Source organism: Capnocytophaga sp. oral taxon 864 (assembly GCF_002998835.1).
GTDB lineage: Bacteria > Bacteroidota > Bacteroidia > Flavobacteriales > Flavobacteriaceae > Capnocytophaga > Capnocytophaga ochracea.
Genome location: NZ_CP027232.1, coordinates 770,212 through 795,283, shown reverse-complemented (window position 1 = coordinate 795,283; position 25,072 = coordinate 770,212). Strand labels below are relative to the sequence as shown.

Annotated in this window: 21 protein-coding genes; 19 read left to right on the top strand and 2 right to left on the bottom strand. The window is 38.6% G+C overall.

Features of this window, described 5'->3' with window-relative positions; translation table 11 throughout:
* Window positions 1–84 precede the first annotated feature (84 nt).
* The 14 genes from C3V44_RS03580 to C3V44_RS03515 all read left to right on the top strand — a co-directional run bounded on the left by C3V44_RS03580 (window position 85) and on the right by C3V44_RS03515 (window position 16,051).
* Window positions 85–2,175 (top strand): LTA synthase family protein, encoded by a 2,091-nt coding sequence (locus C3V44_RS03580; protein ID WP_106095555.1) that lies wholly within the window; start codon window positions 85–87, stop codon window positions 2,173–2,175.
* Window positions 2,159–3,376, top strand: a complete 1,218-nt coding sequence (locus C3V44_RS03575) for an HD domain-containing protein (protein WP_106095554.1) — start codon at window positions 2,159–2,161, stop codon at window positions 3,374–3,376. Before C3V44_RS03580 ends, C3V44_RS03575 begins: the two co-directional genes overlap by 17 nt.
* Before the next feature lie 159 nt (window positions 3,377–3,535).
* Window positions 3,536–4,555, top strand: coding sequence for a UDP-3-O-(3-hydroxymyristoyl)glucosamine N-acyltransferase (lpxD, locus tag C3V44_RS03570; RefSeq protein ID WP_106095553.1), 1,020 nt, complete (start codon window positions 3,536–3,538; stop codon window positions 4,553–4,555).
* A gap of 7 nt (window positions 4,556–4,562) precedes the next feature.
* The gene (locus C3V44_RS03565) at window positions 4,563–5,951 is read left to right on the top strand and encodes a bifunctional UDP-3-O-[3-hydroxymyristoyl] N-acetylglucosamine deacetylase/3-hydroxyacyl-ACP dehydratase (protein ID WP_009411366.1); all 1,389 of its coding nucleotides are present in this window, start codon (window positions 4,563–4,565) and stop codon (window positions 5,949–5,951) included.
* A gap of 6 nt (window positions 5,952–5,957) precedes the next feature.
* Entirely contained in the window at window positions 5,958–6,752 is a 795-nt protein-coding gene (gene lpxA, locus C3V44_RS03560; RefSeq protein WP_002671575.1) for an acyl-ACP--UDP-N-acetylglucosamine O-acyltransferase, read from the top strand.
* A gap of 39 nt (window positions 6,753–6,791) precedes the next feature.
* Window positions 6,792–7,358: an elongation factor P gene (gene efp / locus C3V44_RS03555; RefSeq protein ID WP_002671577.1), complete on the top strand. Its 567-nt coding sequence runs from the start codon at window positions 6,792–6,794 to the stop codon at window positions 7,356–7,358.
* A 2-nt stretch (window positions 7,359–7,360) separates the two neighbouring features.
* On the top strand, window positions 7,361–8,278 hold the full coding sequence (locus C3V44_RS03550) for a UDP-3-O-(3-hydroxymyristoyl)glucosamine N-acyltransferase (protein WP_106095552.1): 918 nt from the start codon (window positions 7,361–7,363) through the stop codon (window positions 8,276–8,278).
* Between the two features lie 336 nt (window positions 8,279–8,614).
* A complete protein-coding gene (gene ccsA, locus C3V44_RS03545; protein WP_174683109.1) occupies window positions 8,615–11,359 on the top strand; it encodes a cytochrome c biogenesis protein CcsA in 2,745 nt (914 codons plus the stop codon).
* A gap of 54 nt (window positions 11,360–11,413) precedes the next feature.
* A complete protein-coding gene (locus C3V44_RS03540; RefSeq protein ID WP_106095551.1) occupies window positions 11,414–12,376 on the top strand; it encodes a beta-ketoacyl synthase chain length factor in 963 nt (320 codons plus the stop codon).
* 602 nt (window positions 12,377–12,978) lie between these two features.
* Window positions 12,979–13,710, top strand: a complete 732-nt coding sequence (locus C3V44_RS03535; protein ID WP_106095550.1) for a polysaccharide deacetylase family protein — start codon at window positions 12,979–12,981, stop codon at window positions 13,708–13,710.
* Complete coding sequence (locus C3V44_RS03530; RefSeq protein WP_106095549.1) at window positions 13,707–14,321, top strand: outer membrane lipoprotein carrier protein LolA; 615 nt, start codon at window positions 13,707–13,709, stop codon at window positions 14,319–14,321. Before C3V44_RS03535 ends, C3V44_RS03530 begins: the two co-directional genes overlap by 4 nt.
* Window positions 14,299–14,910 (top strand): DUF3261 domain-containing protein, encoded by a 612-nt coding sequence (locus C3V44_RS03525; protein WP_106095548.1) that lies wholly within the window; start codon window positions 14,299–14,301, stop codon window positions 14,908–14,910. Before C3V44_RS03530 ends, C3V44_RS03525 begins: the two co-directional genes overlap by 23 nt.
* 16 nt (window positions 14,911–14,926) lie before the next feature.
* Entirely contained in the window at window positions 14,927–15,295 is a 369-nt protein-coding gene (locus C3V44_RS03520; protein ID WP_002671590.1) for a 3-hydroxyacyl-ACP dehydratase, read from the top strand.
* 141 nt (window positions 15,296–15,436) lie between these two features.
* A complete protein-coding gene (locus tag C3V44_RS03515) occupies window positions 15,437–16,051 on the top strand; it encodes a hypothetical protein (protein WP_106095547.1) in 615 nt (204 codons plus the stop codon).
* 86 nt (window positions 16,052–16,137) lie between these two features.
* On the opposite strand, the gene C3V44_RS03510 is transcribed toward C3V44_RS03515, so the two are convergent.
* Both C3V44_RS03510 and C3V44_RS03505 read right to left on the bottom strand, forming a co-directional pair.
* Window positions 16,138–17,526, bottom strand: a complete 1,389-nt coding sequence (locus C3V44_RS03510) for an MATE family efflux transporter (protein ID WP_015782815.1) — start codon at window positions 17,524–17,526, stop codon at window positions 16,138–16,140.
* Between the two features lie 52 nt (window positions 17,527–17,578).
* The gene (locus C3V44_RS03505; protein WP_106095546.1) at window positions 17,579–19,744 is read right to left on the bottom strand and encodes a S46 family peptidase; all 2,166 of its coding nucleotides are present in this window, start codon (window positions 19,742–19,744) and stop codon (window positions 17,579–17,581) included.
* A 435-nt stretch (window positions 19,745–20,179) separates the two neighbouring features.
* Here C3V44_RS03505 and C3V44_RS03495 point away from each other — a divergent pair, with 435 nt between their 5' ends.
* The 5 genes from C3V44_RS03495 to C3V44_RS03475 all read left to right on the top strand — a co-directional run bounded on the left by C3V44_RS03495 (window position 20,180) and on the right by C3V44_RS03475 (window position 25,049).
* Complete coding sequence (locus C3V44_RS03495) at window positions 20,180–20,539, top strand: hypothetical protein (RefSeq protein WP_106095544.1); 360 nt, start codon at window positions 20,180–20,182, stop codon at window positions 20,537–20,539.
* A gap of 37 nt (window positions 20,540–20,576) precedes the next feature.
* The gene (mtaB, locus tag C3V44_RS03490; protein ID WP_106095543.1) at window positions 20,577–21,884 is read left to right on the top strand and encodes a tRNA (N(6)-L-threonylcarbamoyladenosine(37)-C(2))-methylthiotransferase MtaB; all 1,308 of its coding nucleotides are present in this window, start codon (window positions 20,577–20,579) and stop codon (window positions 21,882–21,884) included.
* A 20-nt stretch (window positions 21,885–21,904) separates the two neighbouring features.
* Window positions 21,905–22,558 (top strand): hypothetical protein, encoded by a 654-nt coding sequence (locus C3V44_RS03485; protein WP_106095542.1) that lies wholly within the window; start codon window positions 21,905–21,907, stop codon window positions 22,556–22,558.
* Between the two features lie 47 nt (window positions 22,559–22,605).
* Window positions 22,606–23,235, top strand: a complete 630-nt coding sequence (locus C3V44_RS03480) for a trimeric intracellular cation channel family protein (protein WP_106096616.1) — start codon at window positions 22,606–22,608, stop codon at window positions 23,233–23,235.
* Between the two features lie 68 nt (window positions 23,236–23,303).
* Window positions 23,304–25,049, top strand: a complete 1,746-nt coding sequence (locus C3V44_RS03475) for an ABC transporter ATP-binding protein (RefSeq protein ID WP_106095541.1) — start codon at window positions 23,304–23,306, stop codon at window positions 25,047–25,049.
* Window positions 25,050–25,072: the final 23 nt, after the last annotated feature.

Here is a 25,072-nt window from a genome sequence, read left to right as displayed (position 1 = left end):
AATGAAACGCCTTATGAGTCTTTTTAAGGCGTTTCTTTTTTTAAGAGAGAAATCACAATGTTTATCATTCAAAAATAACTATCTATGAAGTCCATTTTAGAAAGAATAAAGCCTTTTACATATATAGCTGCCTTATACCTAATCGTATCGTTTGTGATGCGCATCGTTTTTATGGTGCACCCTATTACTGCTACCACATTTTCGGTGTGGAGTGTGTTTAAGATGCTTTTCATAGGCTTACTATCCGATGCTTTTGTGATAGTATTGGCAAGTAGTATTTTAATGCTTTATTTCCTCTTTATCGCCAATGTAAAGTACAAAAAACCTTACGGAGGCATTATTTTAGGAGCATTTATCCTCATACTACTCTATATACAGTTTTATCCTAACAATATATTTGCACAATATGGGGGCGTGATTCCCGAAATCGCATTAGCTTTCTTCGGCTTTAAAACGCTGTGTTTTGCCTTATTACTCTTTTTGCCTAAGTACAGAGCCCAACTGCGCAATGCACTGTATTTTATTACATTGGCTATCTATGTATTTGCCATAGTGATGAATGCAGTAAGCGAATATTTCTTTTGGAATGAATTTGGTATTCGTTATAACTTTATAGCAGTAGATTACCTTATTTATACCAATGAAGTGATAGGTAATATAATGGAGAGTTACCCCGTAGTACCTTTATTTACAGGGGTTTTTGTAGTAGTATTGGCAATTACTATATATTTATTTCTCAAGACTAAGAGTGCGCTCAAAACAATACCTACCCTCTTTGAAAAAACGGTTATAGTAGTGCCCTATTTACTGTTAGTGCTTATAGGAATGTGGAGATTACCCCAGCTTGATGCTATGACTGCCGAAAATACTTTTGCTCAAGAAATACAAAGTAATGGTGTTTACAAGTTTTATTACGCTTTTACCCATAGTGAGTTAGATTTCTTTCAGTTTTATCCTACCTTGCCAGATAAAGAGGCTGAAAGCATTGTGCTCAAACAACTCAATGCTCCTGCCCTCGAACGAAAAATTGTAGGCGATACTACCGAAGTACACCGCAATGTGCTCCTCATTTCAGTAGAGAGTCTTTCGGCAGAATACCTTACAATGTATGGCAATGCCGATAATCGTACGCCTTTCTTGGATAGCTTAGCTAATAACAGCTTGTTTTTTACTAATTTGTATGCTACAGGTAACCGTACAGTACGTGGTCTGGAAGCGCTTACTCTTTGTATTCCGCCTACCCCAGGAGAAAGCGTGGTGAAGCGTAAGGATAATAAAAATAAGTTTACCACAGGCAGTGTGTTCAAAAGCAAAGGGTATGATGTGAAATATCTCTATGGAGGTGATAGTTATTTTGATAATATGAAGGATTTCTTCAGTGGTAATGGTTACGATATTATAGATAACAAGAGCTTTACTCCAGAAGAAGTAACTTTTTCCAATATATGGGGTGTTTGCGATGAAGATATGGCAAACAAAGCTATAAAGGTGATGAATGAACAAGCTAAAGCAGGCAAACCATTCTTTAATCACTGGATGACAGTAAGTAATCACCGTCCGTTTACTTATCCTGAAGGTAAAATTGATATTCCTCCTACTGAGAAACGACGTGCAGGTGGAGTAAAATATACCGATTATGCGCTCAAACGATTCTTTGAGATGGCAAAACAACAAGATTGGTACAAAAATACTCTTTTTGTGATTGTAGCCGATCACTGTGCATCGAGTGCAGGTAGTACCGAATTGCCTTTAGATGGTTATCGCATTCCTTGTTTTATTGTTGCCGATTTTATCACTCCTAAGAAAATAGATATAATGGTATCACAAATAGATGTGATGCCTACCGTTTTTGGTTTGCTAAATTTCAATTATACCTCTAAGTTCATAGGGCAAGATGTACTAAAAGAAGGCTATCAGCCACGCGCTTATATTGCTACTTATCAGGATTTAGGTTACTTAACCCCTGATAAACTCACTATTATATCACCTTTGAGAAAAACCACTCAATACAGTTTGCACAAAGAAGCCGAACAACCCTCACAAGAGTATCCGTTGTTTTATAAGCAAATAAAAGAAAATAATGTGAATAAAGAACAAGCCGATGCTTGTATTGGTACTTATCAAGCTACTGCCGAGTGGTTAAAAAACAAACAGTTCAATGCGGTCAAGAAATAAGCTAAAAATTATCAACGACCCTATTTATGGGTTTATCCATATCCCCAGCACTCTGGTGTTCGATATTATTGAGCATCCTTATTTCCAGCGGCTCAGGCGTATCAATCAAATGGGACTTTCGTATTTGGTGTTCCCTGGGGCTAAACACACTCGTTTTGAGCACGTATTGGGGTGTGTGTTCTTGATGCAGAAAACAGTAGAAATGTTGCGCTTTAAAGGTATACAAATCTCTGAAAAAGAGGCTGAAGGACTCTATATTGCCATATTGTTGCACGACATAGGGCACGGACCTTTTTCTCACGCAATGGAACACAGCATTGTCGAAGGTATTTCTCACGAGGAAATCTCTCTTCTCTTTATGCAAGAGCTTAACAAGGTATTCAATGGCAAATTAGATACCGCTATAGCAATATTTCAAGGTACTTACCCTCGTAAGTTTATGCATCAACTCATCTCTGGTCAGTTGGATATGGATAGAGCCGATTACCTCAAACGCGATAGTTTTTACACAGGAGTCGCCGAGGGGAATATAAATTCTGAACGCCTTATTTCAATGCTTAACGTACGCAACGACGAATTAGTAGTCGAAGAAAAAGGCTTGTACTCAGTAGAAAAATTCCTAATAGCTCGCCGCTTAATGTATTGGCAAGTGTATCTGCACAAAACTAGCGTAGTAGCCGAGCAGATACTCATCAGGTTGCTCAATCGCGCCAAAGAGTTGGTAAAACAAGGACAAGAACTGACTATGTCCACCGCCTTAGCTTTCTTTGTGAAAAACAAGATATCCAAAGATAATTTCTCACAAGAAGTACTTGAGATGTTTGCTCGTTTAGACGATACAGATATTATTTCGGCAATGAAAGAATGGCAGTTTCACCCTGATGTAGTCCTTTCTAAACTCAGCAAAATGTTGCTCAATCGCGATTTGCTAAAAATAAAAGTCAGATTGAACGATTTTGAAGAACAGAAGATAAAGAGACTGCAGAAACTATCAGTTGCCAAAGGAGTAGGCGAAAAAGATATGAAGTACTTTGTCTTTACAGGAGTGATGACTAACAGAGCGTATAATCCAGGAAAGGAAATAATTAAGATTCTTACCAAAAATGGAAGAGTAGTAGATCTTACTAAAACCTCTGAAGCTATCAATTTAGAACCTCTTTCACAAGTAACTGAACGATACTATATTTGCTATCCAAAGTAAGGTAGAAAAGGAGGGAGTAAAATTACCAATAGAGAAAAAAAATAGCAAAAATAGTGCTATATGAAATAATTTTTATATTTTTGTTGCGAAAAACAACCTTTTTTTAAGACAAAAACATATAAATATTGCTTTATATCGTTTTGATTATAAACTAATTAAATGAAATTTACAGCATTACAAATAGCCAATGTACTCGGCGGTGAAGTAGAAGGAAATCCCCAAATTGAAGTCTATAAACTTTCAAAAATTGAAGAGGGAAGTGAAGGGAGTATATCTTTTTTGGCAAACCCTAAATACAAACATTTTATCTATACTACTCAAGCATCTATAGTGATTGTAAATAAGGACTTTGAGGCTGAAGATAAAATATCAGCAACCTTAGTGAGAGTAGACGATGCTTATGCCGCTTTTACTAAACTCTTAGAATTTTACAATCAAGTGAAAATGAATAAAGTAGGTATAGAACAACCTTCGTTTATCGCTTCATCTGCTAAAATAGGACAAAATGTATATATAGGAGCTTTTGTGTATATTGGCGAAAATGTAGTGGTAAGCGATAATGTGAAAATCTATCCTAACACTTACATAGGTGATAACTCATCAGTAGGTGAGGGGACTACTATTTTTGCAGGCTGTAAAATATATTCCGAAACTGTCATAGGCAAAAATTGTATGCTCCACAGTGGAGTAGTATTAGGTGCTGACGGATTTGGCTTCCAGCCCAATGAAAAAGGAGAGTTCAGCAGAGTGCCACAGATAGGTAATGTCGTTATTGAAGATTCTGTAGATATAGGTGCAGAAACAGCTATAGATCGTGCAACTTTAGGCTCTACTATCATTCGTAAGGGAGTAAAGTTAGACAACCAAATACATATTGCCCACAATGTAGAAATAGGTAAAAATACAGTGATTGCTGCCCAAACAGGTATCGCTGGCTCAACTAAAGTAGGCGAAAATTGTATGATAGGTGGTCAAGTGGGAATCGTAGGTCACTTAGTAATAGGCAATCGAGTGAAAATACAAGCCCAAACAGGGGTAGGTCGTAACCTTAAAGACGACGAAGCGATACAAGGCTCTCCCGCTTTGGGGCACGCTGAATACAACAAAGCTTATGTTATTTTTAGAAAATTACCTAACTTGCTTAAACGCTTAGAAGAATTAGAAAAAAAATTAAAATAAATACACTATGGTAAAGCAAAATACTTTATCCAAAGAAATTACCTTAGAAGGTATTGGGTTACATACTGGTAAACAAGTAAAAATGGTGCTCAAACCTGCACCAGTAGGCAATGGTTTTACCTTTGTACGTACCGATTTAGAGGGAAACCCCGTTGTCGAAGCGGATGCTACCTATGTAGCAAGTACAGAACGTGGTACTGTTTTAGAGAAAAAAGGGGTGAAAATCCAAACCTGTGAGCACATCTTAGCAGCGCTCGTCGGTATGGATTTGGATAATGTGATTATTGAGCTCAACTCCTCTGAACCTCCCATTATGGATGGTTCTTCTAAATATTTTGTAGAAGCTATAGAAAAAGCGGGTATCACTCCTCAAGATGCAGAGCGTGATGAGTATATAGTAAAACAAGTAATTACTTACGTAAATGAAGAAACAGGTAGTGAGATTACTCTCATTCCTGCCGAGGAATACCAAGTGACTACAATGGTAGATTTTGGTACTAAGATTTTGGGCACCCAAAATGCTTACCTCAATAAACTTTCCGAATTTAAAACCGAAATAGCTGATGCTCGCACTTTTAGTTTCTTGCACGAGCTCGAAGCTTTACTCGACCACGGTCTTATCAAAGGAGGAGATTTGAATAATGCTATCGTATATGTAGATAAAGAAATTTCTGATAGTACGATGCAGAAACTCAAAAAGATTTTCAACAAAGATAATATTTCAGTGAAACCTAACGGAGTGCTTGATAATCTTACTTTGCATTACCCTAACGAAGCTGCTCGTCATAAACTATTGGATGTAATAGGGGATTTGGCATTGGTAGGTACACGCATTCGTGGTAAAGTAATTGCTACTAAACCTGGACACTTCACCAATACCCAATTTGCTAAAAAACTTTCTAAGATTATAAAAAATGAACGTCGTAACAACGTTCCTTCTATAGATATCAATCAACCGCCGTTACTCAATACTGTTGATATAATGAAGTTGTTACCTCACCGTCCGCCATTCTTGTTGGTAGATAAAATCTTTGAACTTTCCGATAAACACGTCGTAGGTTTAAAGAATGTAACAATGGATGAACCTTTCTTCGTAGGGCACTTCCCAGGAGCTCCTGTGATGCCTGGAGTACTCCAAATAGAAGCAATGGCACAAACGGGAGGAGTATTAATACTTAGTACTGTTCCTGACCCCGAAAACTATCTCACTTACTTTATGAAAATAGACAATGTAAAGTTCAAGGTACAAGTAGTGCCAGGGGATACCCTTATATTCAAGTTAGAATTGCTAACGCCTATTCGCCGTGGTATTTGCCATATGCAAGCTTACGCTTATGTGAACGGGAAGTTGGCTACGGAAGCTGAGCTAATGGCTCAAATTGTTAAAGTAAAATAAAAGTATATGATTCAACCTTTGGCTTATGTCCACCCCGATGCCAAAATCGCTAAAAATGTAGTGATAGAGCCTTTTACTACTATCAGTAAAAATGTAGAAATAGGTGAGGGCACTTGGATAGGACCTAACGTAACCATTATGGAGGGAGCGCGTATTGGGAAAAACTGCAAAATTTTTCCTGGAGCTGTAATTTCAGCCATTCCACAAGACCTCAAGTATAAAGGTGAAGAAACCACTACTCACATAGGCAATAATACTACTATCAGAGAGTGTGTAACCATCAATAAAGGTACCGTCGACCGTATGAGAACTGTAGTAGGCAACAATTGCTTGATAATGGCTTACTCTCATATCGCTCACGATTGTATTGTGGGGGACAATTGTATTTTCTCTAATGGTACTACTCTTGCAGGACACGTAACTGTAGGTGATTGTGCTGTAATGGCAGGAATGACTGCTGTTTATCAGTTTTGTTCTATAGGGAGTTATGCTTTTGTAACAGGAGGTTCGCTTGTAGGTAAAGATGTTCCTCCTTATGTAAAGGCCGCACGCAATCCACTTTCTTATGTAGGAGTGAATTCTATAGGGTTACATCGTCGTGGATTTACTACTGAGAAAATACGTGAGATACAAGATATTTACCGTGTACTTTTCCAAAAGAAACTCAGTACCTCTCACGCTTTGGACTATATAGAAGCTGAAATGGAAGCCACCGTAGAACGCGATGAGATATTGCAATTCGTGCGTCGCTCACAGCACGGTATTATGAAAGGCTATCACGGTGAATTAATAAAAGAGTAAGAACTTAAAACAAAAAACAAATAATTTAAAATAGAATAAATGGCAACAACCGCAGACATTAAAAAAGGATTGTGCATTCGCTTCAATCACGATATCTACAAAATCATTGAATTCCTACACGTAAAACCAGGTAAAGGTCCTGCTTTTGTGCGTACCAAACTCAAAAGTGTTACCACAGGTAAAATTCTTGACAACACTTTCTCTGCTGGTCACAAAATTGAAGATGTACGTGTCGAAACTCGTTCTTTCCAATATTTGTATGCCGAAGGCGATGAGTTTGTATTTATGAACAACGACGACTTCAACCAAGTGCATATTCGCAAAGATATGCTCGATTACCCCGATTTACTTAAAGAAGGTGAAACCGTGATGGTAATCTTCAATGCCGAAGACGAAACACCGCTTTCAGTTGAAATGCCTGCTAACGTTATCCTTACTGTTACGCACGTAGAACCAGGAGTAAAAGGTAATACAGCTACTAATGCTACCAAACCTGCTACTGTAGAAACAGGAGCTATTGTGAATGTACCTCTTTTCATCAACGAAGGTGACCGTATTAAGGTAGAAACTGAAAAAGGTACTTACGTCGAAAGAATGAAAGACTAATTATGCGTTTCTCACAGCCTTATACCCTTAAGCAAATAGCTACTATCATCAATGCGAAATACGTAGGTGCAGAAGATTTTCCTGTACTTGGAATGAACGAAATTCACGTAGTACAAGCAGGTGATATAGTCTTTGTAGACCATCCTAAGTATTACGAGAAGGCTTTGCATTCTAAGGCTACTATTGTACTTATCAACAAAGAAGTAGAATGTCCTGAAGGGAAAGCCCTTTTAATATCCGATGACCCTTTTCGCGATTTTAATAAACTCACCGACTTTTTTAAACCTTTTCAAAAAGCAACTGCACTTATAGCCCCTTCAGCTCGTATAGGTGAAAATACAGTAGTGCAACCAGGTACTTTTTTGGGTAACAATGTAGTAATAGGCAACAACTGTCGTATTCATTCTAATGTGAGTATCTACGACGATTGTGTGATAGGTGATAATGTAACTATTCACGCCGGTACAGTGCTCGGAGCAGATGCTTTTTATTACAAAAAACGCCCCGAAGGTTTTGATAAACTCAAGTCAGGCGGACGTGTAGTAATTGAGGACAATGTGGATTTAGGCGCTCTTTGTACCATTGATAGAGGAGTAACAGGTGATACCACTATCAAAAAAGGAACAAAGATAGATAATCAAGTGCATATAGGTCACGATACGGTAGTAGGAGAGAAGTGTCTCATTGCTTCACAAACAGGAATTGCTGGTTGTGTGGTAATAGAAAATGAAGTAACTATTTGGGGACAAGTAGGGATGACTAGCGGTATCACCATAGGTGAAAAAGCAGTAATTTTAGCCCAAAGTGGTATTTCTAAATCCTTAGAGGGTGGACAAACTTACTTTGGTTATCCTGCTGGTGAAGCTCGTGAGAAATATAAAGAAATGAGTGCACTCAAACAGCTTATCAATTGTAAATAAGTAATTTTATAGTTATACAATTAAGGAACTGCCTTTTTAGGTAGTTCCTTTCGTTTTTTATCACTTTACCTTCGCCCAAACCTCTTCTTTATCTTAATTCTTAACTACTAATTCTCAACTTTTATATAGCTATTGTATACCAATCGTCCAAGATTCGTTCAAGCTTCCTATAAGCTTTGTATAAGCTAACTATATTCCTCCAGAAGCTATTTTTTAATTTTTCACTAAAAAACATCTTCCGAACCTTTTTGTTTTCTTCCGAATTCTCAGCTCTCTTCATTAGTTAATTGAAGAATTTGCTAATTTGTTAATTACTCACTACCTTTGCCCCCAATTATGATAGTACGCAGATTCATCTCTTTCCTTTATTCTACCAAGCTGATGGCAATTCTCTTCATTGCTTTTGCTATAGCTATGGCAGTAGGAACTTTTATAGAAAACGACTGCGATACCGATACCGCCCGCATTTGGGTGTATAACACTTGGTGGTTTGAGGCGATAATGGGGCTTTTTGTGGTAAATTTTATAGGGAATATCTCTCGCTATCGATTGCTCAAAAGAGAGAATTGGGCGGTGCTGGTGTTGCACCTCTCGTGGGTGTTTATCATCGTAGGGGCTGGAGTTACGCGTTATTTTGGTGATGAAGGTATGATTTCTCTACGCGAAGGAGAAACTATAAATACTTACCTCTCCGATCGCACTTATATCACTGCAATGGTAGATGGCACTTATCAAGGAGCTCCCTTGCGCAAAAAGAAACAAAAAGAGGTGCTTTTTTCTTCATATACCTCTAATCATTATCAGTGGTCGTCTGACTTTAAAGGCAAACCTTTTAGCATTACCTATAAATCGTTTAAACGTATAGGCAAGGAGATGAATGTCTTGGTATTGGAAGTTGTTTCAGGTAATCAGCGCAAAGAAGTAACAGTAATGGGCAAACGCGGTGTGCAACACCCTCCTACTACTATCACTTTGAACGGCTTGCAGTTTCATCTAAGCTATGGAGCACGTGAAGAGAAGTTGCCTTTCAGTCTTACCCTCAACGATTTTATAGCCGAAAAATACCCTGGTACCGAGAATAGTTATGCTTCCTTTAAAAGCAAAGTAACCGTGAATGGGGGAGGGGAGAGCTTTCCTTATGATATTGAGATGAACCATATCCTCAATTATCAAGGTTATCGTTTGTTTCAATCTTCTTTTCACCCCGATGAACAAGGTACTATACTCTCGGTAAATCGTGACTTTTGGGGTACCCTCATCACTTACGTAGGTTATATACTGCTCTTCGGCAGTTTGCTGGCGTTTATGTTTGTAGGCAAATCCCGATTTAGGAAACTCAATCAGCAACTTAAAGACCTACAAGCTAAAAGGGTTGCAATCGTTTTGGCATTATGTTTTGGCTCTTTGGCTACAGCCCAAACTCCTATGGTAGTACCCGACAAAGCGCACGCTGAAAAGTTTGGTGCAATGCTCATTCAAGATGATGGGCGCTTTAAGCCCGTGAATACCTTCTCTTCAGAACTCTTACGAAAACTTAGCAAACACGATACTTATAAAGGGCTTACTTCCGATCAAGTCTTGCTTTCTATGCTCCTCAGTCCGCAAGCGTGGTATGAGTCGGACATTATCTATTTGAAGAAAGCTAATGACAGTTTACATCACTTTTTGGGAGTCCCCGAAGGAACCAAATGGGTAAAGCCTAAAGATTTTTTTGATGCAAATGGACAGTACAAGCTCTCCCCTTTGCTGAAAGATATTTACAACACGAATACTCCTAACCAATTTCAAAAAGATTTTAAGGAAGTAGACCAACGTATTGGGTTGCTTAACAGAGCGTTACAAGGTGATATTTTTAAGGTCTTCCCTGTGCCTAATGACCCTAATCATAAGTGGATTTCGCATTTAGATTACGTAAACGACACCCTCCAAATCACCGACCCACTGTATAAACAATTTGTAAAAAACGCATTACCAGCTTACCTTATCTTGCTACAACAAGCCTCTAAAACAGGCAATTATAGCAAAGCTGATAAGGTGCTCAACAATATCAAACTACAACAAGAATTTTACTCGGCTGAGGTATTGCCCTCACCTGCCAAAGTACAAACCGAATTATGGTACAATCGCATCAACATTTTTGAACAACTCTTTCAAGCGTATTTGTATCTTGGCACAGTGTTATTTATAGTATTACTATGGCATATTTTTATACCAAAACAAATTTTTAGAAGACTTACCCAAATAGGTATAGTCTTACTGTGGCTCTGTTTTATCCTGCATACTGTAGGACTTGCCGTTCGTTGGTATCTTTCAGGTCACGCACCTTTTAGCGATGCTTATGAGAGTATGATATATGTAGGGTGGTCGGCTATTGGGGTAGGACTTTTCTTTTCGCGACGTTCCCCCCTCACGGTTGCTGCCACCGCTTTTGTAACCGCTATGATACTGATGATCGCTCACTGGAATTGGATGGATCCTGCTATTGGAACCCTCCAACCCGTACTCAATAGCTATTGGCTGATGTTGCACGTTGCCGTGATTGTAGGTAGTTATGGACCTTTTGCCTTAGGAATGCTATTAGGTATTATCAACCTCCTACTGATGATAGTTACTACTCAAAAGAATGCTCATAAAATCAACCTTATACAACAAGAACTCACTATTGTAAACGAATTAGCTCTTACAGTAGGACTCGTAATGCTCACCATAGGCAACTTTTTGGGTGGTATGTGGGCAAACGAAAGCTGGGGACGTTATTGGGGATGGGATCCTAAAGAAACTTGGGCATTGATTAGCATTATGGTTTACGCCTTGGTGATACACCTGCGCTTGATACCCCATTGGCGTGGACGATGGGTGTTCAACTTTATGAGCATTGTTGCCTTTGGCAGTATCCTAATGACTTATTTTGGTGTGAATTTCTACCTTACAGGTATGCACAGCTATGCCACAGGCGATAAAATTATCACCCCTGCTTTTGTGTATTATGCTGTGGGTATAGTGCTGTTGTTAGGACTGGTATCGTATTTGAGAGTGAAAAAAGCATCACAAGTTTTGCCGAACACTAATACTAATTCCTAATCCCTAATTTCTAACTCCTAAATTGTTAATTATTAATTGTAAATTGTTAATTGAATGAAGTCTTATATCAATGGAATAGCCTGTATCTCGGCTCAACCTACTTTCTTAACACCTCATTTCCTCGATGAAGCCCTAAAAGTTACTCCAGAGGAAGTGTGTTACGCTCAAGAACCTTCTTATAAAGAATATATAGCCCCTAATGCTAGTCGTCGTATGGCTAAAGGCGTAAAAATGGCTATAGCTACTGCTGCCGAAGCTCTAAAAGAAGCGCATATCTCTACCCTTGATGCTATTTTGGTGGGTACCGGTATGGGGTGCCTACAAGATTCTGAAAAATTCCTTACAGTGCTTATCAACGACAACGAGGAGCACCTCACTCCCACGGCTTTTATACAATCTACTCATAATACTGTTGCCGGACAGATAGCCCTTTTGTTACAGTGCAAAGGAGAAAACTTTACCTATGTAAATGGGGCTGTATCATTTGAATCAGCTTTATTAGATGCTAAAATGCAAATGGAGCAAGATACTATCAATACGGCTTTGGTAGGAGGTGTAGATGAACACAGTCCGCACACTTTGTATTTATATGATTTAGTAGGGTTTGACCAAAAAGGGGAAGGCGCAAGTTTCTTTGCTTTATCAGCAGAAGCTACCCCCAATACCTATGGAGAACTTGTGGATGTAGCTTTGTACAATGAACTCACCCCCGAGCAACAACAAACAGCCCTTAACGACTTTCTTTCTCGCCACCATCTTACCCTCTCTAATATAGATTTGATACTTACTGGTGAAGCAGAAAATCGTTCTTGGCAACGCCCTACCTTGCACTACAAAACCTTGAGTAGTGAGTATTACACAGCCTCAGCCTTCGGACTTTGGTTGGCTTGCCAAGTACTACAAAAGCAAACCCTTCCCACCATTTGCGAGCTTACTCTCTCCACCCCTATACAATATATTTTATTAGTAAATTCATATAGAGGCAAAGATTTTAGTTTTGTACTTTTGAAAAAATAAAAAAAGCGACTTTTAGGGTCGCTTTTTCGTTGTAAAGAGGTTGCCAAAGTTTGAGCTATATTTATTTTGAGCTGTATTTATTATGATATTTAGTAAGCTCCTTTCAAAATTAAACTTTTCAGAAGGTTTCATTTCTTTCTATATTTGTTGTATTTATCAGCATACGAGTATTTTAATAATATTTAACCTTCCTCATTAGAGCTGATAAAATATGAAGTTATGTGTGAAATTTCTCTTTGAAAGATAGGTGCTTACATAAATAACATATTAAGATTGATAATGAAATTGTTCTTATTTAATTTTTAAGAAGAAAGTTTTGTACTAAAAGAGTAAAAAGATTTTTAATAAAAACTTATTTTCTACGTTTCGGGAAAAAGTAATTAAAATATTTGTAAGGAAGTAAAATGTATGTTATTTTTGCCGTGCTTAATATAAATATACTTTCATTGTATAAAAAAACTGATACAAAATATTTAATTCACTTAAGACATTCGTAAGTAAATACATTGTAAAGTATTTTAAGCCAAATCAAATTAGTGTAAATCCGTGAAATCCGTGTGAGGTTTTCCTTAACAAAGTATCAACTCTATATTATTTAAACATTGAACAAACATCTTTTTATAATTGCAATATTTGTAGCTACTCTTGTAACAGCATTTATACAAAATGCTCCTTGGTGGGTATATGTGTTATTAATAGTGTTGTTTTTAGGCATTACCTCTTGGGGCGTATTCGATATCCGCCTCTCTTATTTTGTTAAAACACAATACTTCTTAAAGGGGCGTCCAGTAAAAACAGTAGCGCTAACTTTTGATGATGGTCCCTCAGAACTCACACCACAATTCTTAGATCTATTGCAGCAATACAACGCCAAAGCAGTCTTTTTTTGTGTAGGTGAACAAATACAAAAGTATCCAGAGGTCGTCAAACGTATGCAAGCCGAAGGTCATTTAGTGGCAAACCATACCTTCACCCATCAACCTAAAAATATTCTGCACGCAAAAGCCCTTGCCAACGAAATTCGCCATACCGATGAAGCATTGGCGCACTTGGATATCGTTACCCCATATTTCCGACCTCCATACGGAATCACCTCACCACCCGTTGCTAGAGCAATTCGGGCAACAGCTAAAAAAGCCATAGGTTGGGATGTACGCTCATTAGATACCGTAATACACAACGAAGACAAGCTTTTTCATCGCATCGTGCGCAAACTTACCAACGGCAATATTATCCTGATGCACGACCGTCTGCCTCATACCCTCACCGTTTTGGAACGCTTATTGCAGTATCTCAAAGAAAATAACTATACAATTATAAATAATTTAGAATGAAAAAACTCTTAATATTCCTTATTTGTGTTGCACCTTTAACAATCAGTGCTCAAGCCCTTACAGAAGCCCAAATACGAGACTTCAAAACGCAAACTATTGCTAAAAACAAGTCAATCCAAACAATGCAAGCGGATTTTACTCAGAAAAAACACTTGGATTTTATGAGTAAGGATATTGAGACTTTTGGAAAAATGGCATTTGCTAAACCCGACAAACTGAATTGGCAATACACGAAGCCTTACCAATATCGCATTATTTTTCAAAAAGACAATATCACGGTGAACGATGCAGGTAATGTCTCACAGATGAAAGCTGATAATAAAGTCTTCAAAAAAATAAATAACCTCATTGTGAGTTCTATCAGTGGTGATATGTTCAACGAGAAAGAATTTGCGATGACCTTTGCCAAATCGGGCAAAGCTACATTGGTAAAACTATTGCCCAAGGATAAGATGTTTTTGAAATATGTGAGTGAAATACATCTGTATTTTGATGTCGATAGTGTCGTGGAACGTGTAAGACTCATTGAACCTTCTAAAGACTACACTGAAATCTTATTCAGCAATAAAAAACTAAATACAAAAATTGATGAAGCAAATTTTAAAATGTAGTTTGTTTGCTATATTGCTTAGCCTTAGCAGCTGCTCACCTTCTTATAATCTTCCTGCTGAATACCAATCAATGGTTACAACGCCAACAACGATAGCCAATCCCCACATAAGGGTAGGGGAGGAGTACCTCTATCGCGCTACCATTACCGCTTATGGTCACACTTTCAACGGACTCTTAGTAGCTAAAATTACCGCAGATAATACGTGGCGAGTAGCCCTTACTACCGACTTTGGTAATACGCTTTTCGATTTTGAAAACCAAAACGGAAAGATAAAGACCAATTATATAACCCCCGACCTCAATAGGAAAATCATCATTCGTACCCTCACCACTGACTTTAAGCACCTTCTTAAAACCTATTGGCAGGTTACTCAAAAATACACCAATGGCACTATCGAAGTACAACAAAGCAAAGATGGGAATGATGCCGTTTATTTGTTTACCTCAGGAACCAACCTCTCCAAACAGCTCAATATGCAAGGTAAGAAACTATACACTACTTTTACCTATAATAGCAACAACATAACCATAGAACATCACACCTTTACTATTAAAATAGTTTTAGAACCCTTAATTATAAATCATTAATTGCTTATTCTCAAAAATGTTAAAAGAATTTTATACCCTCAATAGCTTAGAAAAGCAAGACGCAGAAAACTATCTCTGCACCCTTACCCTCAACCCTCAACACGCTATCTTCAAAGGGCACTTTCCTGGTAATCCTATTACACCAGGAGTGTGTATGATGCAAATAATCAAGAACCTTACTGAGGAAATTACAGGGCATAAACTCTTTTTAGCCAAAACTACCAATGTGAAGTTTATGGCGCTTATCAACCCCATTACTCACCCTATTTTGCAACTCACACTCACCATTCAGCATAAAGACGCCGACATACAAGTGAAGAATACGACTTCCTTTGATGAAACGGTAGCACTAAAACTTACGAATTTGTATAAAATAGTATCTTAAAAAGCTCGTTTCTTTATTCATTATCTGAAATGAAAAAAAAAAGCTCAAAAATTACGCTATGTAAAATAAAATAGTTACTTTTGCAGACATTTTGAAAAAATCATTAAAAGCAAATAGAAATTAAAATATCAATATTTTATAGTGGAAAAGGAACTAAAAAACTTTACAGAGAAGAGTTGCGAGAAGTTGAAAAATGCAATTCAAGAAATTGCAAATGAAGAGGATAAAAAAGAAGTCTATGCACTGTCTTTTTGTTATACGTGTGACGATGATGACTTGCGATTTCCTAAAATTACACTGGGCTATAATACCCTTTCAAATGTAAAAGAAGAGAGTTACAACGCCACTTCGAAAGAAGATGCCAAGTGGAATTTTGATTATTGGTTACAAACAGAAGTGGAAACCGTAGGAGGTAAAAAAGACAAATTGCTCAAGCAGTGGTTTGCTAAAACCCCTTATTTTTATTCTGATGAGGAAAACGACCGCGCCATAGAAGAAGATGAAGAACTTTACGACAAACTCCTCAAAAAAGGTGATAAGTTTGGTAAAGACTTTATCAAAGAGGTGATAGCTCTCGCCAAACGATTGTTGGACGACGGGGAGGTAGAAAAGGTATTTGGACGTAATATTCCTATCATTATTCACCAGCGAGATTTTGAAGATACGCCTATTTCTTGGACAAAGAAAGCCAATTCGGCCAAGCTCATAAAGGAGTTTTTGGAATACTGGGATGGAGATGGAGAAGAGGAAGATTAAGATTTTATAAATTATTATAATAAAAATATAAGGGCTGTTCAATGTACATTGAACAGCCCTTTGTTATTTATGAATTACAAAAAACTTTAAGAAGTATATTGGTGTCTGTTGGCTATCAGTTGTAAGCTGATACGGTTAAACCTATACAAAAGACAAACAGCAGCGACTGTGAGACCGGTGAGCAAGCCAATCCAAATACCCATAGTACCTAAATTGGTATGAACGCCTAACACATAAAGAATAGGGAAGGCAATCAGCCAATAGGCTACAAAAGTGATGTACATAGGCACTTTAGCATCTTGTACTCCACGTAAGGCACCAAGAGCTGTTACTTGCATTCCATCGGATATTTGAAAAATAGCTGCAATGAGCAAGAGATTGGTAGCTTCGCCTATTACTAGAGTATTATTAGCTAATTTTTCTATGTTATCCATCTCTAAGTACAATGACGGTAACCAAGTGCGAAATACCGCTAAAAGAAGGGCAAAAAATACTTGTGTGCAGAGTACTAACAGAAATACCGAAATAGCTACTCTACGCAAATTAGCATAGTTTCTCGCTCCTAATTGATTTCCTACACGTATCATAGCGGTAATTCCTAAGCCATTAGCAACCATAAAAGTCATACTCGATAAGTTGAGCGCAATTTGGTTTGCTGATAAATGATTTTCGCCCAGCATACCGCTTATCCAAATAGCTGCGGTAAAGATACCTGTTTCAAAAATCATTTGCATAGCGGTAGGGAGTCCGAGAGCAGTTATCTTTTTGTACATTGCTTGTTGCATATTCTTAAAACTGATACTCATAACATATTCACGCGACTTCTCTAAGTTTTTCAGCATAAAGAAAAGCATTATAGGCATTACAATTCGTGATACTAAGGTGCCAATACCAGCGCCTAACACTCCTAATTTCGGGCAACCCCAATTACCATAAATAAAAAGATAGTTTAGAAAGACGTTTAGCAAGTTTGCTAAGATAGTAACATACATAGCATATTTGGTCATTGATAAGCCATCGGCAAACTGCTTGAAGGTAGTGAAAACACCCAACGGAATAAGCGAAAAAGCTACCAAATGGGTGTAGGGTACTGCCAACTCTATTACTTTCTCGCTTTGTCCTGTATAGCGCATCACAGGTTCTACAAAAAACAATAAAAGGAAGAGTACTACTCCTAATATTACATTGAGTACCATTCCGTGATTGAGAATAGACTGAGCAGTTGGTTTATCACCTGCTTCATCAGCCATTGCTACTAAGGAAGTACTAGCAACAGAAAAACCAATGGCAAACGACATTGCAATGAATATAGCGGTATTACCCAGAGCAGCAGCTCCGAGTTCGGTAATACCTACTTTACCTACCATTACATTATCTACGAACCCAACAAGGGTGTGCCCGAGCATTCCTAATATGATGGGGTAAGCAATTTTAAAGTTGTATTTGAATTCTTTTGTATAACTTGATAGGCTCATTCTATTTTAGGAGTTAGGAATTAGCTTATATGCTAACTCCTAACTCTTTTATCTACTGTACTGTTTCTATTTCATTTATAATGTTCTTGGCTCCGGCATAAATATCGATTACCCATAGGACGTAGCGAATATCTACGTTGATAGTGCGTTGTAGTTGTTTGTCGAAGATTACATCGCCTGCCATTGCTTCGATATTGCCGTCGAAAGCAAGCCCTATGAGTTCTCCTTTACCATTCATTACAGGCGAACCTGAGTTACCACCTGTGATATCGTTATTAGTAAGGAAGTTTACGTGCATAGAACCGTCTTTGTCTATATACCTTCCAAATTCTTTCTTCTTATAAAGGTCGAGCATACGCTGTGGCATATCAAATTCGGCATCACCTTTTTTGTACTTTGCCATTAGGGTATTGAAGGTAGTATAGTAGTTCTTTTTCACATCGGGGTTGCGTTTATCGGCAGCCAATGGAATGACCGTACCATAGGTAAGGCGCAGAGTAGAATTGGCATCGGGATACAAAATAGTACTGATTTTAGAATCGCGCATACCTTTTACGAACTTGCGGAAGGCTTTGGCATAGCTGTCTTCTAAGCTAAGTTGTTCTTCTGAAGGGTTGCGATAGTTAGCAAAAAGTGCTATAGAAAGTGCTAAAATAGGGTCGCTTGCTAAAGCCATATTTATCTGCTCTTCATTTTGAAAGACTTTGTTTTTAGGAAAAACACCTTCTTTAGCAGTTTCTTTGCTACGGTAGATACTCTTAGCCAAAAGCTCTTCTACGTATTTGTTAAAATCACCCTTGTACTGTGTTTTAATAGTTTTGAGTTCAGAGGGGACATCAGTACCTTTGTTAGTGTATAATTTCAGCATATCGGCAAGGATAGCCTTTTCTACGTCTAAGTTTACTTTATCGTACTCAGTGAGTAGGTCGTCCACTCTTTTCTCCAATTCGTCGGTAGGCATACCGCCTTTTTTAGCATTACTTACCAAGCTAATGTAACGTGTAGGAATCTTTACGAAGAAAGAAGCACGCCATAGCATACCCAAATAATTCTCATCGGCTGATTTAGCATTGGTTTTTTCAAAGAAATTAGATAAAGTGTTCAGCACGTCGCCATATTCAGCCTTATTTTCAGCTTTATTAGCCCATTTGGCAAAAATAGCTTCGGTTTTGCGCTTAGTAGCTGCTGTTTTATGAGCGGTAAGTGCATCAATCATACCTTGGCGGTTTTTCCAATAATTGGCAATGCTTGAATATTGTGAAGCGTATTGCAAGCGTACTGCATCGTCTTTATTCATAAAGCGCTTCATTGCGTCCATAGCTGTTTTAGAGGCTTCTACCCACGCAGGATAGGCATATTTTACGTTTTGGTCTACCCAATAAGAGCTTTCCCAACGGTTGGTACGTCCTGGGTATCCCATAATCATTGCAAAATCTTTATCTTGCACGCCTTTAAGGCTCACTTTAAGATAACGTTTTGCTTTAAGAGGTACGTTATTAGGTGAATAGTCGGCGGCATTACCGTCTTTATCAGTGTAAACGCGGAAAAGTGAGAAGTCGCCTGTTTGGCGAGGCCATTCCCAATTATCGGTATCGCCACCGAATTTTCCAATGCTTTCAGGAGGCGTACCTACAAGTCGTACATCTTTAAAATCTTGGTATACGAAGTAATAATATTCATTACCTTGGAAGAATGGACGTACTGAAACTACGTATTTACCCCCTTCGCTGTTCTCTTTTTGTATTTTAGCCATTTCTTGGTTAAGAGCAGCTTCGCGTTCTTTTTCGTTCATTGAAGGTTTTACCACTGATAGCATACGGTCGGTTACATTGTCCATACGCACAAAGAAACGCACGAATGATTGCTTAGGAGAAAGTTCTTCGGCGTGAGAGCGTGCCCAGAATCCGTTTTTTAGATGGTTGTTTTCAGGTGTAGAGAGCTGAGCGATATTGCCATAGCCACAATGGTGGTTGGTGAGCACTAAGCCATCTTTGGAGATGATACTCGCAGTACAACCTCCATTAAATTGTACGATAGCATCTTTGAGACTGTTATTATTGATGCTATAAATTTCTTGAGCAGTGAGTTGTAAGCCTAACTTCTGCATATCTCTTTGGTTGAGACGTTCGATGAACATCAAAAACCACATTCCTTCGTCGGCTTTTGCTATGGGAGTGAGCAATAAAAAAGCCAACAGTATAAGACTGATTTTCTTCATAAAAATGATATAATGATTTATTAGGGTGCAAAGATAGGGAATAATTGGCAAATTAGCAAATGTGCGAGCCGCACAGGCAGGTGTGAGTCACACGGGCAGTCGTAGCACGACAGGCAGATAATAAAGAGACTAACAAAAGACGAAGAAAGGACGAAGAAAGGACGAAGAAAGGACGAAGAAAAGACGAACAAAAGACGAAGAAAAGACGAAGAAAAGACGAACAAAAGACGAACAAAAGACGAACAAAAGACGAACAAAAGACGGTGCGAGCCGCACGGGCAGATAAACAAAAGACGAAGAAAGGACGAAGAAAAGACAAACCAAGAACGACGATAAGGTGGAACTAAAGAGGGGATAAGATGAAGGTAAGGCAGATGTAGCACAAATTTGCAATATGATTTTTTTTTGTACTTTTGCACCCTAAATGAATTTATTATGACCGAACACGAGCTACTAAAAGCCCGTTGGGAAGAGGTGGTACAACGCCTTTCCGATACTTTTACCGAAGGAGAAACATTGGGGATAGATGGGATTATCTATCTCATCGGGGTACAAGAATTGGGACAATTGGGACGCACTTATGTCAAAGATGAGAAAGTAGACTTGATGCACATTGGCATTTGTAAGCTCTTAGAACCCTTTGGCTATTACCAATACGAATTTACAGACCCTGACGGCTGGCCTCATTACCGTTTGGTGCAAAACCTCCCTGACCTAAAGCCTGGTGAACAAACCATACTGATGAAAAAAGCCATTGTACAGTATTTTTTAGAGAGAGAATTTTTTGATAGGTAAAAGGTAAGAGGTAAAAGGTAAAAAAACTAATGACTAAATGAAGAAAGTAGCATTTTATACTTTGGGTTGCAAACTGAACTTCTCGGAGACTTCAACTATTGCGCGGAGCTTTGAAGAAGAAGGCTACCAGCGCGTAGATTTTGACGAACCCGCTGATATATATGTAATCAATACTTGTTCAGTAACTGAAAATGCTGACAAGCAATTCAAACAAATCGTACGTAAAGCACTGAAAACAAACCCTAAGGCATTCTTGGCGGCAGTGGGTTGTTATGCCCAGCTGAAACCCGAAGAACTCGCCTCGGTAGATGGGGTGGATTTGGTGTTGGGAGCAAAAGAAAAGTTTAACATTACCCAATATATCGATGACCTTACCAAAAACAATGAGGGTGTGGTACACTCCTGTGAGATTTCGGAAACTGATTTCTATGTGGGGAGCTACTCTATCGGAGACCGTACGAGGGCTTTCCTAAAAGTGCAGGACGGTTGCGACTACAAATGCACTTACTGTACCATACCGATGGCACGTGGTATTTCGCGCAGTGATACTATTGAAAATATCATTGCTAATGCTAAGAAAATCTCGGATAAAGGTATCAAAGAAATTGTGCTTACGGGCGTGAACATAGGTGATTACGGCAAGGGAGAATTTGGCAACAAAAAGCACGAGCATACCTTTTTGGAACTTGTGCAAGCTCTTGATAAGGTTGAAGGCATAGAACGCCTGCGTATCTCATCGATTGAGCCGAATCTCATTAAGGACGAAACGATTGACTTTATAGCGCAATCTAACAGCTTTGTGCCTCACTTTCACATTCCGTTACAAAGTGGAAGTAATGAAATTCTCAAAAAGATGAAACGCCGCTACCTGCGTGAGCTTTATGTGAGTAGAGTAGCCAAAATACGCGAAGTTATGCCCGATGCTTGCATAGGGGTAGATGTAATTGTAGGCTTTCCGGGGGAGACTGATGAGCACTTCTTGGAAACGTATTACTTCCTGAATGATTTGGACATCTCGTATCTGCACGTATTTACTTATTCCGAGCGCGACAATACTGAGGCGGTGCTAATGGACGGGGTAGTGCCCGATGCCGTACGCGCTAAACGCAGTAAGATGTTACGTGGACTCTCGGCAAAGAAACGCAATGCCTTTTATACGAGTCAGCTGGGGAAAGAGAAGACTGTGCTTTTTGAGAGCGACAACAAGCAGGGATATATTCACGGGTTTACCGAGAATTATGTAAAAGTAAAAGCTCCTTGGGATCCTGCTTTAGTGAATACATTGCACAAAGTAAAGCTCACTAAGATAGATGCAGACGGAATGGTAAGATTTGAATTTGTTTAAGGTAAAAGGTGAGATATAAAATGAAATTTCTTTTAACAATACCCCTTTCACTACTGGTTTTAGCTTGCAATAACTCTGTTATTACCTTAAAAAAGAACTGTAATGCCGAGACCGCTAAACAAACGGTTGCTGAATTAGCAGAAGTAAAAGGGAAAATACAACAGATAGAAAGTCTTGCGGGTAGTAATCGCACCTATTGGGTGCAAGATAGCTTGCAACAAGATAGTAAAGCGTATTACCGCTATCAGTTGCTGAGCCAATTGCCTTATGCCGATATACATTTGTACACCTTTTGTGTAGCTAAAGATGATTGCAAACAGGTATTCTTACAGCGAAAGGACGGTAGCTTATTACCTTATGCCGAAATGGAAAAGCAAACTAAACAGCTGGTAGACCAGCAAAAGCAGTTCCCCGCTTTCTTCAAGCAATTCACTACTGATATGGCGTTTAGGCAACAGCATTTGGCAGAGCCTTTAATGCGTTTGTTGCTACAGAAAGACGGCAGTATACTTCTTACCGAAGAAGAGTTACTCACCGATGATATCAATGCCCTACAAACCTATACTTTTAGTTATTATCCCGATGGGGTATGTTGTAAAAATACGGAAAAAGCCATTGCGTTTGTGTTTGTGCCAGTAGGGGACACTTGGCGACTTTTGGAGATTTGGCATTAATGCTAAGAGAAGTGTGGCAAGTCACAGAAATTAAAATAAAACTTAGAATGGAAGATTTTATCAATGTACTATCGCAGATAGACCAGATTTATCTCTGGGACTTAATAGGAACGGCTGTATTTGGTATTTCGGGCGTGTTAGTGGGGTTAGAACGACGTATGGATATATTTGGAATGCTCATTTTAGCCTTTGTAACAGGAGTAGGAGGGGGGACGCTTCGCGATATTATGATAGGCAGTGTACCGGTATTCTGGATGAACAATCTTACGTATATATTGATGATAGTCATTAGTGTAGTGATTACTGTTGTTTTCAAAAAGCAATTCTCTGAGCATTGGAGCAAATCGCTGATGTTGTTTGATACTATTGGGCTGGGGGTGTTCACTATCATCGGGATAGAAAAAGCATTGCGTTTTGGCTTGTCGCCTACTATTGCTATTATCTTAGGTACGATGACAGGTAGCTTCGGAGGAGTTATTCGGGATATATTAGCCAACAAACTACCTGCTGTCTTCCACAAGGAGATTTATGCAACGGCTTGCATAGCAGGAGGTACTGTTTATTTCCTTATCGATAACTTTGTAAATCACAACTTAGTAGTATTCATTACCATAATGGTAGTTATAGCTGTGCGATTGCTATCGGTAAAATACCATTGGGAGTTACCGAAGTTTTAATAGTTGAGTTTCTATTGTTATTTGCTCATTATTTATTACTTTTGCACTCTGATTGAGAATTTAAGCCAATGGCACATCTGAGACATATACGTAAATATTTTTATAAATATAAATACCACTTACTACTTGGGATACTCATTACCATAGTGTCGCGAGTGTTTTCACTCTTTATGCCGCGATATGTAAAAAACTCTATCGCAGCCATTGAGGACTTTGCTAAATCGGCTAACAAAGATGCCTCACAAATGACTTCCTTACTTATAGAATACGCACTTATTATCATCGGTACAACTATCATATCGGCGGTGCTAATGTTCTTTATGCGTCAGCTTATCATCAATGTATCTCGTTATATCGAATACGATATGAAAAATGAGATATTTAAGAAATACGAACAGTTATCGCTTAGCTTCTACAAACGCAACCGAGTAGGTGACCTGATGAACCGTATCAGCGAGGACGTATCGAAAGTACGTATGTACGCAGGTCCTGCTATTATGTACAGTGTGCAAACTATTACACTTTTTGCTTGCGTAATTCCGCTAATGTTTATCATCTCTCCCAAACTTACTATCTACACCCTTATCCCATTGCCTATTCTCTCTTTGCTTATCTACAAAATGAGCAAAAAGATTAATATCGAAACGATGAAGGTACAAGCCTACCTATCCGACCTTTCTACTTTCTCGCAAGAAACTTTCTCGGGTATTGGAGTGATAAAATCGTATAATAACGAGGCAGCTACCGATGCGCAATTAGCAGTACTCGCCGAAGACGGTCGTCAGAAAAACATCAAGCTCGCTAAGATACAGGCTTTCTTTATCCCTACAATGATACTGATGATAGGATTGAGCCTTATCTTTGTAATCTTTATTGGGGGAAAGCTCTATTACACCGGTGAAATACAATCTATTGGAGTAATTGTAGAGTTCAGTATTTACGTGATGATGCTCACTTGGCCTGTGGCTACCGTAGGTTGGGTAAGTTCTATTGTACAACAAGCAGAAGCCTCACAAAAGCGCATCAACGAGTTTCTTTCCGAAGTACCTCAGATACGCAATCAGGTAGGAGAGCTTACGCCTATTAAAGGAGATATTACATTTGATAAAGTATCTTTCCGTTATGAAGATACGGGGATAGAAGCTCTTAAAGACGTATCTTTCCATATAGAAGCAGGACAAACAGTAGCCGTTATAGGCAAAACCGGTAGTGGTAAGACTACATTGTTAGACCTCATTGCACGTATGTACGATGCAAATCAGGGTGAAGTACTGATAGGAGGCAAACCCGTAAGAGAATTGAATCTACACAGCTTGCGCAGAGCCATTTCGGTAGTGCCACAAGAGAACTTTTTGTTTTCGGACACTATTCGCAACAATCTGCGTTTTGGCAATAAAAATGCTACCGAAGAACAGATAATACAAGCCTGCCAAAAAGCAGTGGTACACAACAATATTACAGAGTTCACCCATCAATACGATTCGGTGCTTGGAGAGCGCGGGGTATCACTCAGTGGCGGGCAACGCCAACGAGTAGCTATCGCAAGAGCATTGCTCAAAGAAGCCGAAATTTATTTGTTAGACGATTGTTTATCAGCCGTAGATACCGATACCGAAGAGAAGATTTTAACTAATTTGCGCGATACCTTAAAAGGCAAGACCGTAATTATAGTGAGTCATCGTGTGTCTATCACTAAATACGCCGATAAAATACTGATGCTCGACAAAGGAAAATTAGTAGAACAAGGTACCAAAGATGAGCTATTGGTACAAAATGGTGCTTTTAAAGCTTTTTATGATTCACAAACGATATAAACCGTAGCACGGCAAGCATTTTA

Coding starts and splice junctions, on each gene's coding strand:
- lpxA (WP_002671575.1), top strand. CDS start 5,958: ATGATTCAACCTTTGGCTTATGTCCACCCCGATGCCAAAATCGCTAAA.
- C3V44_RS03505 (WP_106095546.1), bottom strand. CDS start 19,744: ATGAAGAAAATCAGTCTTATACTGTTGGCTTTTTTATTGCTCACTCCC.
- C3V44_RS03510 (WP_015782815.1), bottom strand. CDS start 17,526: ATGAGCCTATCAAGTTATACAAAAGAATTCAAATACAACTTTAAAATT.
- C3V44_RS03565 (WP_009411366.1), top strand. CDS start 4,563: ATGGTAAAGCAAAATACTTTATCCAAAGAAATTACCTTAGAAGGTATT.
- ccsA (WP_174683109.1), top strand. CDS start 8,615: ATGATAGTACGCAGATTCATCTCTTTCCTTTATTCTACCAAGCTGATG.
- C3V44_RS03480 (WP_106096616.1), top strand. CDS start 22,606: ATGGAAGATTTTATCAATGTACTATCGCAGATAGACCAGATTTATCTC.
- lpxD (WP_106095553.1), top strand. CDS start 3,536: ATGAAATTTACAGCATTACAAATAGCCAATGTACTCGGCGGTGAAGTA.
- C3V44_RS03495 (WP_106095544.1), top strand. CDS start 20,180: ATGACCGAACACGAGCTACTAAAAGCCCGTTGGGAAGAGGTGGTACAA.
- C3V44_RS03530 (WP_106095549.1), top strand. CDS start 13,707: ATGAAAAAACTCTTAATATTCCTTATTTGTGTTGCACCTTTAACAATC.
- efp (WP_002671577.1), top strand. CDS start 6,792: ATGGCAACAACCGCAGACATTAAAAAAGGATTGTGCATTCGCTTCAAT.
- C3V44_RS03485 (WP_106095542.1), top strand. CDS start 21,905: ATGAAATTTCTTTTAACAATACCCCTTTCACTACTGGTTTTAGCTTGC.
- C3V44_RS03520 (WP_002671590.1), top strand. CDS start 14,927: ATGTTAAAAGAATTTTATACCCTCAATAGCTTAGAAAAGCAAGACGCA.
- C3V44_RS03540 (WP_106095551.1), top strand. CDS start 11,414: ATGAAGTCTTATATCAATGGAATAGCCTGTATCTCGGCTCAACCTACT.
- C3V44_RS03575 (WP_106095554.1), top strand. CDS start 2,159: ATGCGGTCAAGAAATAAGCTAAAAATTATCAACGACCCTATTTATGGG.
- mtaB (WP_106095543.1), top strand. CDS start 20,577: ATGAAGAAAGTAGCATTTTATACTTTGGGTTGCAAACTGAACTTCTCG.
- C3V44_RS03475 (WP_106095541.1), top strand. CDS start 23,304: ATGGCACATCTGAGACATATACGTAAATATTTTTATAAATATAAATAC.
- C3V44_RS03580 (WP_106095555.1), top strand. CDS start 85: ATGAAGTCCATTTTAGAAAGAATAAAGCCTTTTACATATATAGCTGCC.
- C3V44_RS03525 (WP_106095548.1), top strand. CDS start 14,299: ATGAAGCAAATTTTAAAATGTAGTTTGTTTGCTATATTGCTTAGCCTT.
- C3V44_RS03550 (WP_106095552.1), top strand. CDS start 7,361: ATGCGTTTCTCACAGCCTTATACCCTTAAGCAAATAGCTACTATCATC.